This window comes from Neisseria sp. RH3002v2f (assembly GCF_014596375.1).
Lineage (GTDB): Bacteria > Pseudomonadota > Gammaproteobacteria > Burkholderiales > Neisseriaceae > Neisseria > Neisseria cinerea.
The window spans coordinates 222,552-236,988 of the sequence record NZ_MAYZ01000020.1 but is presented as its reverse complement, the minus strand read 5'-3'; the positions used below and the strand labels follow the sequence as shown (position 1 = coordinate 236,988).

The following is a 14,437-nucleotide window of genomic DNA, read 5'->3' as shown; positions in this document are numbered from 1 at the left end:
ACCGTCATGCACTATTGTGAACTTGCCGCCGCCCTTCCGAGCGGCACGGACAATCCCAACAAACATTACCACGACACGCAATACGGTTTTCCGATTGAGGACGACAATGAATTGTTTGAGCGGCTGGTGTTGGAAATCAATCAGGCAGGATTAAGCTGGACGCTGATGCTGAAGAAGCGGCAGGCATTTCAGACGGCATTTGAAAGGTTCGACATCAATACCGTTGCCGCCTTCGACGACACCGACCGCGAACGCCTGCTTGCCGACGCTGGCATCGTCCGCAACCGCCTGAAAATCGATGCCGCCATTTTCAATGCACGGCAAATCCAAGCGTTGCAACAAGAATACGGCTCGTTCAAAAACTGGCTGGATGCGAACCATCCGCTCGACAAGGCTGAATGGGTGAAGCTGTTTAAAAAACATTTCAAATTTGTCGGCGGCGAAATCGTCGGCGAATTTCTGATGAGTACCGGCTACCTGCCCGGCGCACACATTGGAAGCTGTCCGGTTTATCAAAAAGTTTTAGGATGTCGTCCGAAATGGGCGGAGGCCGTCTGAAACGGTTTTTTGATATCATGTGCCGTATTTATATGTTTTCAAACGACGGATCAAATATAAACCTCGTCTGAAACCTCAACTCGCCGTCGGTACCGACGGCATACCTACAACAAAAAAGGAGTAGAAATGAAACTATCCGAACTGTTCAACCCCAACGAATTTGCCGCGCGTCATTTGAGTTTCGGCGACGAGGCTGCGCTTTTGGAAGCGCTCGGCGAGAAGAGCATGGACGAATTTGTCGGCAATACCGTGCCGCAAAGCATCCGTATGCCGTCCGAACTCGATTTGCCCGAGGCTTTGACCGAGGCGGATGCATTGGCGAAATTGAAAGGCATCGCGTCGAAAAACGTGATCAACAAGTCCTATATCGGTTTGGGCTATTACCCGACCCGCGTGCCGAACGTGATTTTGCGCAACGTATTGGAAAATCCGGGTTGGTATACCGCCTACACGCCGTATCAGGCGGAAATTGCCCAAGGTCGTTTGGAAGCTTTGTTGAACTTCCAACAAGTGTGTATCGATTTGACCGGTTTCCCTGTGGCAGGCGCGTCTTTGTTGGACGAGGCGACTGCCGCGGCTGAAGCGATGGCGATGGCGCACCGCGTGGGCAAAGTGAAATCCGAGCGTTTCTTTGTGGATGCGCGCGTGTATCCGCAAACTTTGGACGTGATGAAAACCCGCGCCAAATATTTCGGCTTCGAGCTGGTGGTCGGCGATTTTGCCAAAGCGGATGACGGCGAATACTTCGGCGCGCTGTTCCAATACGTCGGTAAAGACGGCGATGTGCAAGACTTTCAGGACGTTATCGGCCGTCTGAAAGCAAAAGGCACAATCGTGGCCGTTGCCGCTGATATCATGAGCTTGGTTTTGCTGAAGTCACCTGCCGAATTGGGCGCAGATATTGCTTTGGGCAACACCCAACGCTTCGGTGTGCCGATGGGCTTCGGCGGTCCGCACGCTGCTTATTTCGCGTTTAAAGACGAGTTTAAACGTTCCGCTCCGGGCCGCATCATCGGCGTATCCAAAGACGCATCGGGCAAACCTGCCTTGCGCATGGCGTTGTCCACCCGCGAGCAACACATCCGCCGCGAAAAAGCCACGTCCAATATTTGTACCTCGCAGGCATTGCTGGCGAACTTGGCGGGCATGTACGCCGTCTATCACGGCCCCGAAGGTGTGAAACGCATTGCCAACCGTATCCATGCGCTGGCTTCTGCCTTTGCCGATGCGCTGGTTTCAGACGGCCTGAATGTGGTTCACAAAGTCTTCTTCGATACCGTTACCGTCGATTTCGGCAACAAAGAGAAAGCAGACCAAGTGTTTGCCGCTGCTTTGGAGTCGGGTTACAACCTGCGCCGCGTCAACGATACTCAAGTTGCGGCTGCATTCCATGAAACGTCGGCATACGAAGATTTGGTCGATTTGTACCGCGCGTTTACCGGCAAGGATACATTCACATTTGCCGATGATGTCAAAGGCCGTCTGAACGCCGAATTGCTGCGTCAAGACGACATTCTGCAACATCCTGTATTCAACAGTTACCATACCGAACACGAAATGTTGCGCTACCTGAAAAAACTCGAAGACCGCGACTTGGCGATGAACCGCAGCATGATTTCATTGGGCAGCTGTACCATGAAACTCAACGCGACTGCGGAAATGTTGCCGATTACTTGGGCTGAGTTCTCCGACATCCATCCTTACGCTCCCGAAGCGCAAACCGCCGGCTACCGCGAATTGCTTGCCGATATGGAAAACAGCCTGAAAGCCATCACCGGCTTTGACGCGATTTCCCTGCAACCAAACTCCGGCGCACAAGGCGAATACACCGGTATGCTCTCTATCCGCCGTTACCAAGAAGCCAACGGCGAGGGACACCGCAACATCTGTCTGATTCCAAAATCAGCCCACGGTACCAACCCTGCGACTGCGGCCATGCTGGGCTTGAAAGTCGTCGTTGTCGATACCGACGAACACGGCAACGTCAATATTGACGATTTGAAAGCCAAAGCCGAGCAACACCACGACGTTTTGTCTGCCATCATGATTACCTATCCGTCCACCCACGGCGTGTACGAAGAAGGCATCCGCGACATCTGCCGCATTATTCACGAAAACGGCGGACAGGTTTACATGGACGGCGCCAACCTCAATGCCCAAATCGGCATCATGCAGCCTGCCGAAGTCGGTGCGGACGTGTTGCACATGAACCTGCACAAAACCTTCTGTATCCCTCACGGCGGCGGCGGCCCGGGCATGGGTCCGATTGGCTTGAAAGCCCACCTTGCCCCGTTTGCACCAGGACACGCTTTGACCGACACCCACAGCGCCAGTGCCGACCAAACCGCCGTTGCTGCTGCGGCCTTCGGTTCTGCGTCCATCCTGCCGATTACTTGGATGTACCTGACCATGATGGGCAAACAAGGCATGGAACAGGCGACACGCTGGGCATTGCTCAACGCCAACTACGTTGCCAAACGTCTGAGCGAAGACTATCCGATTCTGTATACAGGCAAAAATGGCCGCGTCGCGCACGAATGTATCGTTGATTTGCGTCCTCTCAAAGCCGAAAGCGGCATTACCGAAACCGATATCGCCAAACGCCTGATGGACTACGGTTTCCACGCGCCGACGGTTTCCTTCCCTGTTGCCGGTACGCTGATGATCGAGCCGACCGAGAGCGAAAGTAAAGCCGAACTCGACCGCTTCATCGCCGCCTTGAAACAAATCAAACAGGAAGTGCTGAAAGTCGAGCGCGGCGAATGGCCGAAAGAGGACAACCCGTTGGTGAACGCTCCGCATACCGCATCCGACGTAACTGGCGAATGGACGCATCCGTACTCCCGTGAAGAAGCCGTCTTCCCATTGCCGTTTGTCCGCGAACACAAATTCTGGCCGAGCGTCAAACGGGTAGATGAAGTGTATGGCGACCGCAATCTAGTTTGCTCCTGCCTGCCGACAGAAAATTATGAAGACTGACTGTTGATATCTTAAAAAATGCCGTCTGAAACATTTTCAGACGGCATTTTCATCAACGGCAGACCGGTTGCACCGATACACGTATCTCGACTATAACTTTAAAAAAAATGAGTTAAACCAATATCCATACATCCGCTTTTTTTATCATCCCACTTTTTATTCATCCGATCGGGCAGACAGATTTCGAAGATAAAAAATCTATTCACACCCTTTGATGTCATTCCCACACGGGCAAACAAATAAATTCCAATAAAAAAACGGAGCAGATACCTGCCCCGTTTTTTAATTTAATCCGAAATCCGAATTTAGAATTTTGCACCGGATTGGTTGGCCATATAGTCAACCGCTGCTTTGACTTCATCATCGCTCAAACCTGCATTACCGCCTTTTGCCGGCATAGCATTGAAACCTTCGAGTGCATGTTTATGCAAGGTTTCTTTACCTTGTTTGATACGGGGAGCCCAATCATCTTTTTTACCTATGCCGGGGATACCTGGAATCGCTCCGCCATGGCATGCCTGACAGGTTGCTTCGAAAACTTTCTTGCCGTCTGCACCGGCTGCAGGTGCGGCAGCACCTTTGTCTTCTGCCTTCGCTTCCGCCGGAGCTGCATTATCGGCAGGAGCAGAAGCTGTTCCTGAAGCGGCACTGTCGGCAGGCGCAGCCTCATCCGGATTCGGGAAAGAACCTCCGCTTTTATTCGCCATGTAGGTAATCGCCCGTTTGAGTTCCTGATCGGTCAGGTCTGCCGCGCCGCCTTTTGCAGGCATGGCATTAAATCCGTTAAGCGCATGTTGGAACAAGGTATCGAAACCTTGTGCGATACGCGGTGCCCAATCGCCGTTGTTCTCCAGTTTCGGAGCATTCGGCACATTGCTGTCTGCAGCATGGCACTGGATACAGATTTTGTTGAAAATCTGCTCGCCCTGACGCTCTCCGACCGGAATACCGTCACCCATGGTCAATTGGCCCACAGGCTGGATACGGGTCTGCGTTGCCGCTTCCGTCGTTAAATCAACATCGCCGAACGAGCCGCTGCCCGCCAGCTTAATCAGGAAATAAAGAACTGCAATAACAATAACGATACCGCTCACAAGGGTGAACAATGCAGAGCCTTGGGCTTTATTGTCGCGGAGTTGTTTCATTTGGTAGGCCTCGCCGTCAGGTTAGGTTGTGCTGTAAATTATAGTTTGGTATGTTAAACGCAATTAACAATATTTTGCTGGATTATACTGAATTCACAGGGTCTTTCCAATCACTATCATTGAAAATATGCAAAAAATCACAGGCAGCGTCTCTTTTAAGCAAATAATCCATTGAAAATACTTGCTTATCCCCAAACAAATATCCCTCATACCCCACGCATCAGCCTGACGCCTCAAGATAAACTTTGCCAATTTGCAGAATTTACGTTAATCTTACGTTTTCCGCACCCATAGCTCAGTTGGAAGAGTGTCAGTTTCCGAAGCTGGAGGTCACAGGTTCGATCCCTGTTGGGTGCGCCAATTATAAAGAGGCCGTCTGAAAGATAAATATTTTTCAGACGGCCTTTTGATTTACTTCAAATTCTTATTTCAATACTTCGGCAAATGCATCGGCAACATAGGCGATATTCGAAGCATTCAGTCCGGCGACGCACATCCTGCCCGAATCCAGCAGGTAAACGGCAAATTCGTCGCGCAACCTGCGGACTTGTTCCACACTCAATCCTGTGTAGCTGAACATGCCGCGCTGTTTGATGAAATAAGTGAAATCGCGATCGGGGATTTGCGCGGTCAAGACATCGTAAAGTTTCTGTCGCATGGCGCGGATTCGGTCGCGCATGACATAGACTTCGTTTTGCCACAAAGCGTAAAGTTCGGAGCTGTTCATCACATCGGCGGCGATATACGCGCCATGTGCGGGCGGGCTGGAGTAGATACGGCGGACGGTGAATTTGAGTTGTCCGAACACCAATTCCGCTTCTTCTTTATTCGGGCAAACCACGCTCAGGCCGCCGACGCGCTCGCCGTAGAGCGACAGATTTTTTGAGAAGGAATTGCTGACAAGCAAGGGCAATTCCATTTCCACCGCTTTGCGGATGGCGTAGGCATCGCTGTCCAAATCGCCGCCGAATCCTTGGTAGGCAATGTCCATAAACGGAATCAGTTCGCGCGTTTTGATGATGTGCAACACTTCGTCCCATTGTTGTTCTGACATATCCACGCCGGTCGGGTTGTGGCAGCAGGGATGCAGGATTAAGACGCTGTGTTCGGGCAGGGTGTTGAAAAACGCGGTCATTTCGTCGAATTTCACGCCGACAGTGGCGGGGTCGTAATAAGGATAAGTGCCAACCTCGAAACCTGCGCCTTCAAAAATGCCGCGATGGTTGTCCCAAGTCGGGTCGCTGACGTAGGCGCGTGCTGTGGGGAACCAGCGGTGCAGGAAATCCGCTCCGACTTTGAGCGCGCCCGATCCGCCCAAGGTTTGTACGGTAACAATACGTCCTTGCGCGAGCGCGGGGTTGTCTTTGCCGAACAACAAATGCTGCACCGCACTACGGTAAGTGTCCAAGCCTTCCATCGGCAGGTAGGGCGACGGCGCAGGCGTGGCAGCGCGGGCGGTTTCGGCTCGGCTCACGGATTCCAATACGGGCATCTTGCCTTCGTCGTCGAAATAAATGCCTATGCTCAAATTGACTTTTTCAGGGCGCGGGTCGTTTTTGAAGGTTTCGACCAAACTCAAAATCGGGTCGCCGGGATAGTATTCGATGTGTCGGTACATAGTCCTTACCTTTTGCTTTTTCCAAGGATTTTCTTTTTCAACAGTACGCCGCTTTCGATATGGTGCGTAAACGGAAATTGGTCGAACAGGGCGGCACGTTCGACCGTATGGGTTTCCGCCAAGGTGTCCAAATTGGCACGCAGCGTTTCAGGATTACAGGAAATGTAGATGATATTGTCAAACTGCGACACCAACTTCAAAGTTTCCTCATCGATACCGGCACGCGGCGGATCAACAAAAATAGTAGAAAATGCGTAATCCGTCAAAGCAATACCGCCCTCCTTAAGGCGTGTAAACTCACGTTTGCCGGTATAGGCTTCGGTAAATTCTTCGGCAGACAGGCGGGCGATTTTGATGTTGCCTATCCCGTTTGCCTCAATATTCCATTGCGCCGCGCCTACTGAAGTTTTGGAAATCTCGGTTGCCAAAACACGTTCAAACTTTTCAGATAAAGGCAGCGTAAAATTGCCGTTTCCGCAATATAGTTCGAGCAAATCCCCACCCAGCCCTTCTGCCGCACCGCATGCCCATTCAAGCATTTTTTGACACACGGCAGCATTGGGTTGGGTAAAACCGCCTTCAATTTGCCGATAACGGAAATCCCGATTACCGACCTTCAAAGTTTCCGTCACATAGTCCTGTTTTAAGACTATTTTCTGCCCCCTGCTCCGCCCAATAACGGAAATATCCAACTGTTGCTGTAACGCTTGCGCCGCCCGTATCCACTCATCATCAAGCCTTTTGTGGTAAATCATAGTAACCAGCATTTCCCCGCTGAGCGTGGACAGAAATTCGACGGCATACCAACGGTTTCTCAGTTCGGCAGATTGGGCGGCAACGGCAATTAATTCGGGCATCAGGCAGTTGACTGCCTCTGAAGCAGCATCGAAGCGGTCGCAACGGATCAGGCTTGCCCCGCTAGCCTTTTGTCCTTTTTCAAACATGGCATAAAACATTTCCCCGCCTTCGTGCCAAATACGGAACTCGGCACGCATACGGTAATGTTTGTCCGGAGATTCATACACTTCCCACTCAGGAACATCCAAACCTGCAAAAAGGGTTTTAAGGTGGTCTTTTTTACCTTGAAGCTGCTGCGTGTAGTCATTCATATCGCTATCCCGAAAAATCAGACCGGATTATAAGCCGATTCACTGCAAAACACGCAACTCCTTTACCGGCATATAACCCGTTTTCCTCCGGCTTTTATGCTAAAATCCGCTGTCTCCAACATACCGTCCACAGAGGGAAAACATGGCAGGCAACACTTTCGGACAACTCTTCACCGTTACCACCTTCGGCGAAAGCCACGGCGCAGGTTTGGGCTGCATCATCGACGGCTGCCCGCCCGGACTGGCCTTAACCGAGTCAGACATCCAAGCCGACCTCGACCGGCGCAAACCCGGCACTAGCCGCCACGTTACCCAACGCCGCGAAGCCGACCAAGTAGAAATCCTCTCCGGTGTCTTCGAAGGCAAAACCACCGGCACACCCATCGCCCTCTTAATCCGCAATACCGACCAACGCAGCAAAGACTACGGCAACATCGCCACCGGCTTCCGTCCCGGCCATGCCGACTATACCTACTGGCACAAATACGGCACGCGCGATTATCGCGGCGGCGGCAGAAGCTCCGCCCGTGAAACCGCCGCCCGCGTTGCCGCCGGAGCCGTTGCCAAAAAATGGTTGAAAGAAAAATTCGGCACGGAAATCACCGCCTACGTTACCCAAGTCGGCGAAAAAGAAATTCAGTTTGAAGGCTGCAAACACATTTCCCAAAATCCCTTCTTCGCCGCCAACCAAAGCCAAATTGCCGAGCTGGAAAACTATATGGACAGCGTGCGCAAATCCTTGGATTCCGTCGGCGCGAAGCTGCATATCGAAGCCGCCAATGTCCCCGTCGGCTTGGGCGAACCCGTTTTTGACCGCCTCGATGCCGAAATCGCCTACGCCATGATGGGCATCAACGCCGTCAAAGGCGTGGAAATCGGCGCGGGCTTCGGCAGCGTTGTCCAACGCGGCAGCGAACACGGCGACGAACTCACCCCGCAAGGCTTCCTGTCCAACCACTCAGGCGGCATCCTCGGCGGCATCAGCACCGGACAAGACATCCACGTCAATATCGCCATCAAACCCACCAGCTCCATCGCCACACCGCGCCGCAGCATCGACATCAACGGCGACCCCGTCGAACTTGCCACCCACGGCAGACACGACCCCTGCGTCGGACTGCGTGCCACCCCCATCGCCGAAGCCATGCTCGCGTTAGTCCTCATCGACCACGCCCTGCGCCATCGCGCGCAAAATGCCGACGTTCAGGTTAATACGCCCGACATTACCCTTTCAAACAAATAAAAATTTAGCCAAAACACAGACTTTATAATAGAATATCGAGCATTGCCGTGCAGCCTTGACGCACGGGTTTGTTTAGAGGAATGCAACTGAAATGACACAAGAAACCGCTTTGGGCGCAGCACTGAAATCTGCAGTCCAAACCATGAGCAAAAAGAAACAGACAGAAATGATTGCCGACCATATCTACGGCAAATACGATGTATTCAAACGATTTAAACCGTTGGCACTCGGTATCGACCAAGACTTGATTACCGCGCTGCCCCAATACGATCCTACACTTATTGCACGCGTCCTCGCCAACCACTGCCGCCGTCCGCGCTATCTGAAAGCATTGGCGCGCGGAGGTAAACGCTTCGACCTGAACAACCGCTTTAAAGGCGAGGTTACTCCTGAAGAGCAAAACATCGCGCAAAATCATCCTTTCGTACAACAAGCTTTACAAAAACAGGCTGAAACCGCTACACCGGCAGCAGAAGCGGCAGAACCTTCCGCAGCAGAATAAGCTATCCGAATAAAATGCCGTCTGAAACCTGATTGGTTTTCAGACGGCATTTTTCACATTGACTCAAATAGCTTGTTTATACAGTGTTTTATCCTTATTTTCTGCCAACCAGTTAAATATCCAATTGAGCCGTATCGCCTTCCCGTTCCATCCATGCGCGGCGGGCGGCGGCTTCTCCTTTGCCCATCAGTTTGACGAAGATATCGCGTGTTTCGTCATCCGCGCCCTCGGGGATTTGTACCTGCAACAGGCGGCGGGTGTCGGGGTGCATGGTGGTGTCTTTGAGCTGGTCAGGGTTCATCTCGCCCAAGCCTTTGAAACGGCTGATGGAATAGGCGGTTTCTTTGACACCTTCTTTTTGCAGTCGCTCTAAAATGCTGTCGAGTTCGTTTTGGTCGAGGGCGTAGAATTTGCGGACGGGTTTGCTTTTACCTTGTGCGTTGACATCGACGCGGAACAGCGGCGGCTGGGCGACGTAGATGTGTCCGTCGGCGACCAGTTTCGGAAAGTGGCGGTAGAACAGGGTCAGTAGCAAAACTTGAATATGCGAGCCGTCCACGTCGGCATCGGACAGGATAGCGATTTTGCCGTAGCGCAGACCGCTTAAATCGGGATTGTCGTTAATGCCGTGCGGATCGACGCCGATGGCAACGGAAATGTCGTGGATTTCGGCGTTGCCGAAGAGTTGGTCGGGGTGGACTTCAAAGCTGTTGAGCACTTTGCCGCGCAGGGGCAGGATGGCTTGGGTGGCTTTGTCGCGGGCGAGTTTGGCGGAGCCGCCGGCGGAATCGCCTTCGACGAGGAAAAGTTCGTTTTCGCGGATGTCTTCGCTTTCGCAGTCGGTCAGTTTACCGGGCAGGACGGCGACGCCGCTGCCTTTTTTCTTTTCGATTTTTTTAACCGAACGCATCCGCGCCTGTGCTTGGCGGATGGCGAGTTCGGCAATTTTTTTGCCGAAGTCCACGTTTTGGTTCAGCCACAATTCCAAAGGGTCGCCCGATACGGCGGCAACGAGTTTCAACGCGTCGCGGTTGGTCAGTTTGTCTTTGGTCTGACCTTGGAACTGCGGGTCGAGGACGCGGGCGGAGAGGACGAAGGCGGTTTTGTTGAACACGTCGTCGCTCTGCACTTTTACTCCGCGCGGTAGGAGGTTGTGCAGGTTGATGAAATTGTTGACGGCGTTGAACACGACTTGTTTCAAGCCTGCTTCGTGCGTGCCGCCCAGCGGGGTGGGAATGAGGTTGACGTAGCTTTCATTGGTGCACGAACCTTCTTCTAGCCAGGTCAGGGCAAACGCGGCGCCTTCGCCGATGCTGAAATCGCCGTTGTGGTCGTCTGAAATGTAGTTTTCACAGGAGAACAGCGGTACGGCTTCCTGCGCGTCGGCAATGAGGTCGGTCAGATAGCTTTTCAGACCGTCGGGGTAGTGCCAGGTTTGGGTGTGCGCTTCATCTTCGCCTTTGACCGGACGGGTCAGGGAAACGCGCACGCCCGGCAGCAGCACGGCTTTGGCGCGCAGCAGGCGTTCGAGTTCGGGAATGCTGTAATTCGGGCTTTCAAAATATTTGCCGTCCGGCCAGACGCGCACTTCGGTGCCGCTGTCTTTGACGGCGCATTTGCCCACTTCCGCCAACGGTTCGACCACGTCGCCGCCGGCAAACACGATGCGGTGGATTTTGCCTTCGCGTTTGACGGTGACTTCAAGGCGGGTGGAAAGGGCGTTGGTGACGGATACGCCCACGCCGTGCAGGCCGCCTGAAAAGGCATACGCGCTGCCGCCGTCTTTTTTGTTGAACTTGCCGCCCGCGTGCAGACGGGTAAACACGAGTTCGACCACGGGCACGCCTTCGACAGGGTGCAGCCCGACGGGAATGCCGCGTCCGTTGTCGTATACGGAAAGCGAACCATCGTCGTGGATGCGCACGTCGATTTCAGTGGCGAAACCGCCCAATGCCTCGTCCGCCGCGTTGTCGATGACTTCTTGGCAGATGTGTGTCGGGCTGTCGGTGCGGGTGTACATACCGGGACGTTCTTTGACCGGTTCCAAGCCTTTGAGGACGGTAATGCTGGATTCGCTGTATTGGGTGTTTTTAGTCATAGGAATAATGTAAAGGCCGTCTGAAAGGATGAAAAACAACGCTTTCAGACGGCCTGAAAGCGTTTGGATTATAGGTTTTCTATTGGATTGCGACGGATAAAGTCTTCGTAGCTTTCCATGCCGCGCAGGAAGCGGGAAGAGAGTTCTTCCAATGCCCCCAAGTAAACGTCTCGTTTGAAATCAATTACTTCGTCAACGGGAGCCCAATATTGGTGCCAACGCCAACCGTCAAATTCGGGATGGTGGCAGGCGCGGAGGTTGACATCGCTGTCACGGCCGACCAAACGCAAAAGATACCAAATCTGTTTTTGTCCGCGATAGGATCCGCGCCATTCGCGGCGCACCCAGTTGTTCGGCACGTCGTAACGCAGCCAGTCGCGCGTCCGCCCGACGATTTTGACGTGTTGTGGCAGCAGCCCGACTTCTTCGTACAACTCGCGGTACATGGCGGTTTCAGGGCTTTCGCCCGGCTTGATGCCGCCTTGCGGAAACTGCCATGAATGTTCGCGTACGCGCTTGCCCCAAAAGACCTCGTTGCGGTTGTTGATTAAGATGATACCGACATTGGGGCGATAGCCTTCTCTGTCCAACACGGTGTCGCCCTCCGTTAAATTCAATCTTGGGATTTTCCCACAAATCGGACGGTTTTGACAAATCGGACGATAGGGTTCAAACATGTCGAAACACAGACGGATTCGGGAAAATATCTTAAATTTGGTTTACAATAATACGTTTCAAATTAATTCGGGAATCAGACCATGTTAGATATCCAATTGCTCCGCAGCAACACCGCCGCCGTTGCCGAACGGCTTGCGCGGCGCGGTTATGACTTTGATACCGCACGTTTTGACGCACTGGAAGAACGACGCAAGTCCGTTCAGGTGAAAACCGAAGAACTACAAGCCTCGCGCAACAGCATTTCCAAACAAATCGGCGCACTGAAAGGTCAGGGCAGACACGAAGAGGCGCAGGCGGCCATGGATCAAGTCGCTCAAATCAAAACCGATTTGGAACAGGCTGCCGCCGATTTGGATGCCGTTCAAAAAGAATTGGACGCATGGTTGTTGAGCATACCCAACCTGCCGCACGAAAGCGTACCCGCCGGTAAAGACGAAACCGAAAACGTCGAAGTCCGCAAAGTCGGCACGCCACGCAAATTTGACTTTGAAATCAAAGACCATGTCGATTTGGGCGAACCTTTGGGTTTGGATTTCGAAGGCGGCGCAAAACTCTCCGGCGCACGATTTACCGTGATGCGCGGACAAATCGCCCGTCTGCACCGCGCGCTGGCGCAATTCATGCTCGATACGCACACGCTGAAACACGGCTACACCGAGCATTACACACCCTATATCGTAGACGACACCACCTTGCAAGGCACAGGTCAGCTGCCCAAATTTGCAGAAGATTTATTCCATGTTACCCGTGGCGGCGACGAAACCAAAACCACGCAATATCTGATTCCGACCGCAGAAGTAACGCTGACCAATACCGTTGCAGGCAGCATTTTAGACGAAGGCGGACTGCCGCTGAAGCTGACCGCGCATTCGCCCTGTTTCCGCAGCGAGGCGGGTTCGTACGGCAAAGACACGCGCGGTCTGATCCGCCAGCACCAGTTCGACAAAGTAGAAATGGTACAAATCGTTCATCCCGAAAAATCATACGACGCACTGGAAGAAATGGTCGGTCATGCCGAAAACATCCTGAAAGCCTTGGAACTGCCCTACCGCGTGATTACCCTGTGTACCGGAGATATGGGTTTCGGCGCGGCAAAAACGTATGACTTGGAAGTTTGGGTACCGGCGCAAAATACCTACCGCGAAATCTCAAGCTGTTCCAACTGCGAAGATTTCCAAGCCCGCCGCATGAAGGCGCGTTTCAAAGACGAAAACGGCAAAAACCGCTTGGTACATACTTTGAACGGCTCTGGTTTGGCGGTCGGTAGAACGCTGGTCGCGGTTTTGGAAAACCATCAAAACGCTGACGGCAGTATCAATATCCCAGCCGCTTTGCAGCCTTATATGGGTGGAGTTGCCAAGTTGGAAGTGAAATAAGCCTTAACCCTGAACATAAATGCCGTCTGAAACTTGGTTCAGACGGCATTCCTTTAAATATCTTCCTGCACTTCATGCCAATTGGGGAAAATTACCGAGCAATAAATAAGGCTTCAGACAATCTTTCGATATCATATTTCACAATCCGACAACCTCCTCTTTCTGTCCCTTCAGCAACGCAATAATTTCTCCTTGCGCAGCAATTTCCCTATCCTTTTGGATAATAATTTCCTCTAAGTGGCGAACAGTCATTTTCAGCTTTTCAAGCTCGAACCCTACAGTATTATCGTTACTGTAATAATTGGCGCTGGTATGGTCATGCGTTTCATTTGCTGACATGGAACGCTTATTTGATAATAAAGTACACCTAGAACTTTGGGTCAAAGTGAAGTCTGGTTGGGCGGACAATGAACGCGCCTTAAGAAGTTTGGGGTATATGGACGAATAAAAACTTGAATAATACTCTATACTATTCTATTATTAGCAAAATTTTTATGTTTGCTAATAAAAACAAGGAGATGGTAGATGAGTATCTATACCTTAAAACCAAAATTTCAGAATTTACTTCGGCCTTTAGTTAGGCAATTAGCAGCAAAAGGCGTAACAGCAAATCAAGTTACGCTAATTGCTTGCCTACTTTCAATTTTATTAGGTGTGGTTCTCGCACTATTCCCGACATCTTCCACTCTTTTCTTCCTTATTCCTATTTGGTTGTTTTTGCGTATGGCGTTAAATGCTGTTGATGGCATGCTAGCACGTGAATTTAATCAAAAAAGTCGATTAGGGGGGTATCTTAATGAAATTACTGATGTCGTCTCTGATGCTGCACTTTATCTTCCTTTTGCTTTTGTTGCACCTTTTGATGGTATTCAAATCTCGAGTATTATTTGGCTTGCCGCGTTAAGTGAGTTATGTGGCATTTTGGGGCAAGTTCAAGGCAAAACTCGTCGTTATGATGGCCCAATGGGTAAAAGCGATCGTGCGTTTGTGTTTGGAGTACTCGGTTTGCTCTATGCGGTGAGTGGTAGTTTGCATTCACTTTTCTGGTGGGTAGCGAATATCCTGATTATCTTGCTCATCGTGACTTGTATTAAGCGAGTAAAAAATGGATTAGCGGAAGTGGCGGAGTAA

12 protein-coding genes, 1 tRNA gene and 1 pseudogene are annotated in these 14,437 nt (G+C 51.8%); 8 read left to right on the top strand and 6 right to left on the bottom strand.

All coding sequences use genetic code 11. The annotated features are described in order from the left end of the window. Positions 1-6 precede the first annotated feature (6 nt). Positions 7-558: a DNA-3-methyladenine glycosylase I gene (locus BBW69_RS05085; RefSeq protein WP_188210616.1), complete on the top strand. Its 552-nt coding sequence runs from the start codon at positions 7-9 to the stop codon at positions 556-558. A gap of 126 nt (positions 559-684) precedes the next feature. Then, positions 685-3,537, top strand: coding sequence for an aminomethyl-transferring glycine dehydrogenase (gcvP, locus tag BBW69_RS05080; protein ID WP_188210615.1), 2,853 nt, complete (start codon positions 685-687; stop codon positions 3,535-3,537). A gap of 305 nt (positions 3,538-3,842) precedes the next feature. Here the strand turns inward: gcvP and BBW69_RS05075 are convergent, their stop codons facing one another. Continuing rightward, entirely contained in the window at positions 3,843-4,682 is an 840-nt protein-coding gene (locus tag BBW69_RS05075) for a cytochrome c5 family protein (RefSeq protein WP_107860276.1), read from the bottom strand. A 284-nt stretch (positions 4,683-4,966) separates the two neighbouring features. Here BBW69_RS05075 and BBW69_RS05070 point away from each other — a divergent pair. Continuing rightward, positions 4,967-5,042: transfer RNA gene (locus BBW69_RS05070), tRNA-Arg, on the top strand. 64 nt (positions 5,043-5,106) lie between these two features. On the opposite strand, the gene BBW69_RS05065 is transcribed toward BBW69_RS05070, so the two are convergent. Both BBW69_RS05065 and trmA read right to left on the bottom strand, forming a co-directional pair. Then, positions 5,107-6,300, bottom strand: a complete 1,194-nt coding sequence (locus tag BBW69_RS05065) for an amino acid aminotransferase (RefSeq protein ID WP_111727262.1) — start codon at positions 6,298-6,300, stop codon at positions 5,107-5,109. Between the two features lie 5 nt (positions 6,301-6,305). Next, a complete protein-coding gene (trmA, locus tag BBW69_RS05060) occupies positions 6,306-7,409 on the bottom strand; it encodes a tRNA (uridine(54)-C5)-methyltransferase TrmA (protein ID WP_111727263.1) in 1,104 nt (367 codons plus the stop codon). A 142-nt stretch (positions 7,410-7,551) separates the two neighbouring features. Here trmA and aroC point away from each other — a divergent pair, with 142 nt between their 5' ends. After that, positions 7,552-8,652 carry a chorismate synthase gene (gene aroC / locus BBW69_RS05055; RefSeq protein WP_107860274.1) on the top strand — a complete coding sequence of 367 codons (1,101 nt, stop codon included), beginning with the start codon at positions 7,552-7,554 and terminating at the stop codon, positions 8,650-8,652. A gap of 91 nt (positions 8,653-8,743) precedes the next feature. Continuing rightward, positions 8,744-9,154 (top strand): ProQ/FINO family protein, encoded by a 411-nt coding sequence (locus BBW69_RS05050; protein ID WP_107860273.1) that lies wholly within the window; start codon positions 8,744-8,746, stop codon positions 9,152-9,154. Positions 9,155-9,266: 112 nt separating this feature from the next. Here BBW69_RS05050 and parE read toward each other — a convergent pair whose 3' ends face one another. Continuing rightward, positions 9,267-11,252 carry a DNA topoisomerase IV subunit B gene (gene parE / locus BBW69_RS05045; protein ID WP_188210614.1) on the bottom strand — a complete coding sequence of 662 codons (1,986 nt, stop codon included), beginning with the start codon at positions 11,250-11,252 and terminating at the stop codon, positions 9,267-9,269. A gap of 68 nt (positions 11,253-11,320) precedes the next feature. Next, a complete protein-coding gene (locus BBW69_RS05040) occupies positions 11,321-11,929 on the bottom strand; it encodes an RNA pyrophosphohydrolase (RefSeq protein ID WP_370628313.1) in 609 nt (202 codons plus the stop codon). 81 nt (positions 11,930-12,010) lie between these two features. Between BBW69_RS05040 and serS the strand changes: the two genes are divergently transcribed. Continuing rightward, on the top strand, positions 12,011-13,306 hold the full coding sequence (gene serS, locus BBW69_RS05035; RefSeq protein ID WP_188210612.1) for a serine--tRNA ligase: 1,296 nt from the start codon (positions 12,011-12,013) through the stop codon (positions 13,304-13,306). A 138-nt stretch (positions 13,307-13,444) separates the two neighbouring features. On the opposite strand, the gene BBW69_RS05030 is transcribed toward serS, so the two are convergent. Further along, on the bottom strand, positions 13,445-13,645 hold the full coding sequence (locus tag BBW69_RS05030) for a hypothetical protein (RefSeq protein ID WP_188210639.1): 201 nt from the start codon (positions 13,643-13,645) through the stop codon (positions 13,445-13,447). On the opposite strand from BBW69_RS05030, the pseudogene BBW69_RS05025 reads away from it, so the two are divergent. Further along, positions 13,641-13,754: pseudogene (locus BBW69_RS05025) on the top strand (GTPase Era); the annotation flags it as partial. The gene BBW69_RS05030 and the pseudogene BBW69_RS05025 overlap by 5 nt on opposite strands. A 77-nt stretch (positions 13,755-13,831) precedes the next feature. Next, positions 13,832-14,437, top strand: a complete 606-nt coding sequence (locus tag BBW69_RS05020) for a CDP-alcohol phosphatidyltransferase family protein (protein WP_188210611.1) — start codon at positions 13,832-13,834, stop codon at positions 14,435-14,437.

What these genes read in the sequence shown, in the direction of transcription:
- BBW69_RS05065 (WP_111727262.1), bottom strand. Translation starts at nt 6,300, where the DNA reads ATGTACCGACACATCGAATACTATCCCGGCGACCCGATTTTGAGTTTG.
- trmA (WP_111727263.1), bottom strand. Translation starts at nt 7,409, where the DNA reads ATGAATGACTACACGCAGCAGCTTCAAGGTAAAAAAGACCACCTTAAA.
- BBW69_RS05040 (WP_370628313.1), bottom strand. Translation starts at nt 11,929, where the DNA reads ATGTTTGAACCCTATCGTCCGATTTGTCAAAACCGTCCGATTTGTGGG.
- BBW69_RS05075 (WP_107860276.1), bottom strand. Translation starts at nt 4,682, where the DNA reads ATGAAACAACTCCGCGACAATAAAGCCCAAGGCTCTGCATTGTTCACC.
- BBW69_RS05085 (WP_188210616.1), top strand. Translation starts at nt 7, where the DNA reads ATGCACTATTGTGAACTTGCCGCCGCCCTTCCGAGCGGCACGGACAAT.
- serS (WP_188210612.1), top strand. Translation starts at nt 12,011, where the DNA reads ATGTTAGATATCCAATTGCTCCGCAGCAACACCGCCGCCGTTGCCGAA.
- BBW69_RS05050 (WP_107860273.1), top strand. Translation starts at nt 8,744, where the DNA reads ATGACACAAGAAACCGCTTTGGGCGCAGCACTGAAATCTGCAGTCCAA.
- aroC (WP_107860274.1), top strand. Translation starts at nt 7,552, where the DNA reads ATGGCAGGCAACACTTTCGGACAACTCTTCACCGTTACCACCTTCGGC.
- BBW69_RS05030 (WP_188210639.1), bottom strand. Translation starts at nt 13,645, where the DNA reads ATGTCAGCAAATGAAACGCATGACCATACCAGCGCCAATTATTACAGT.
- parE (WP_188210614.1), bottom strand. Translation starts at nt 11,252, where the DNA reads ATGACTAAAAACACCCAATACAGCGAATCCAGCATTACCGTCCTCAAA.
- gcvP (WP_188210615.1), top strand. Translation starts at nt 685, where the DNA reads ATGAAACTATCCGAACTGTTCAACCCCAACGAATTTGCCGCGCGTCAT.
- BBW69_RS05020 (WP_188210611.1), top strand. Translation starts at nt 13,832, where the DNA reads ATGAGTATCTATACCTTAAAACCAAAATTTCAGAATTTACTTCGGCCT.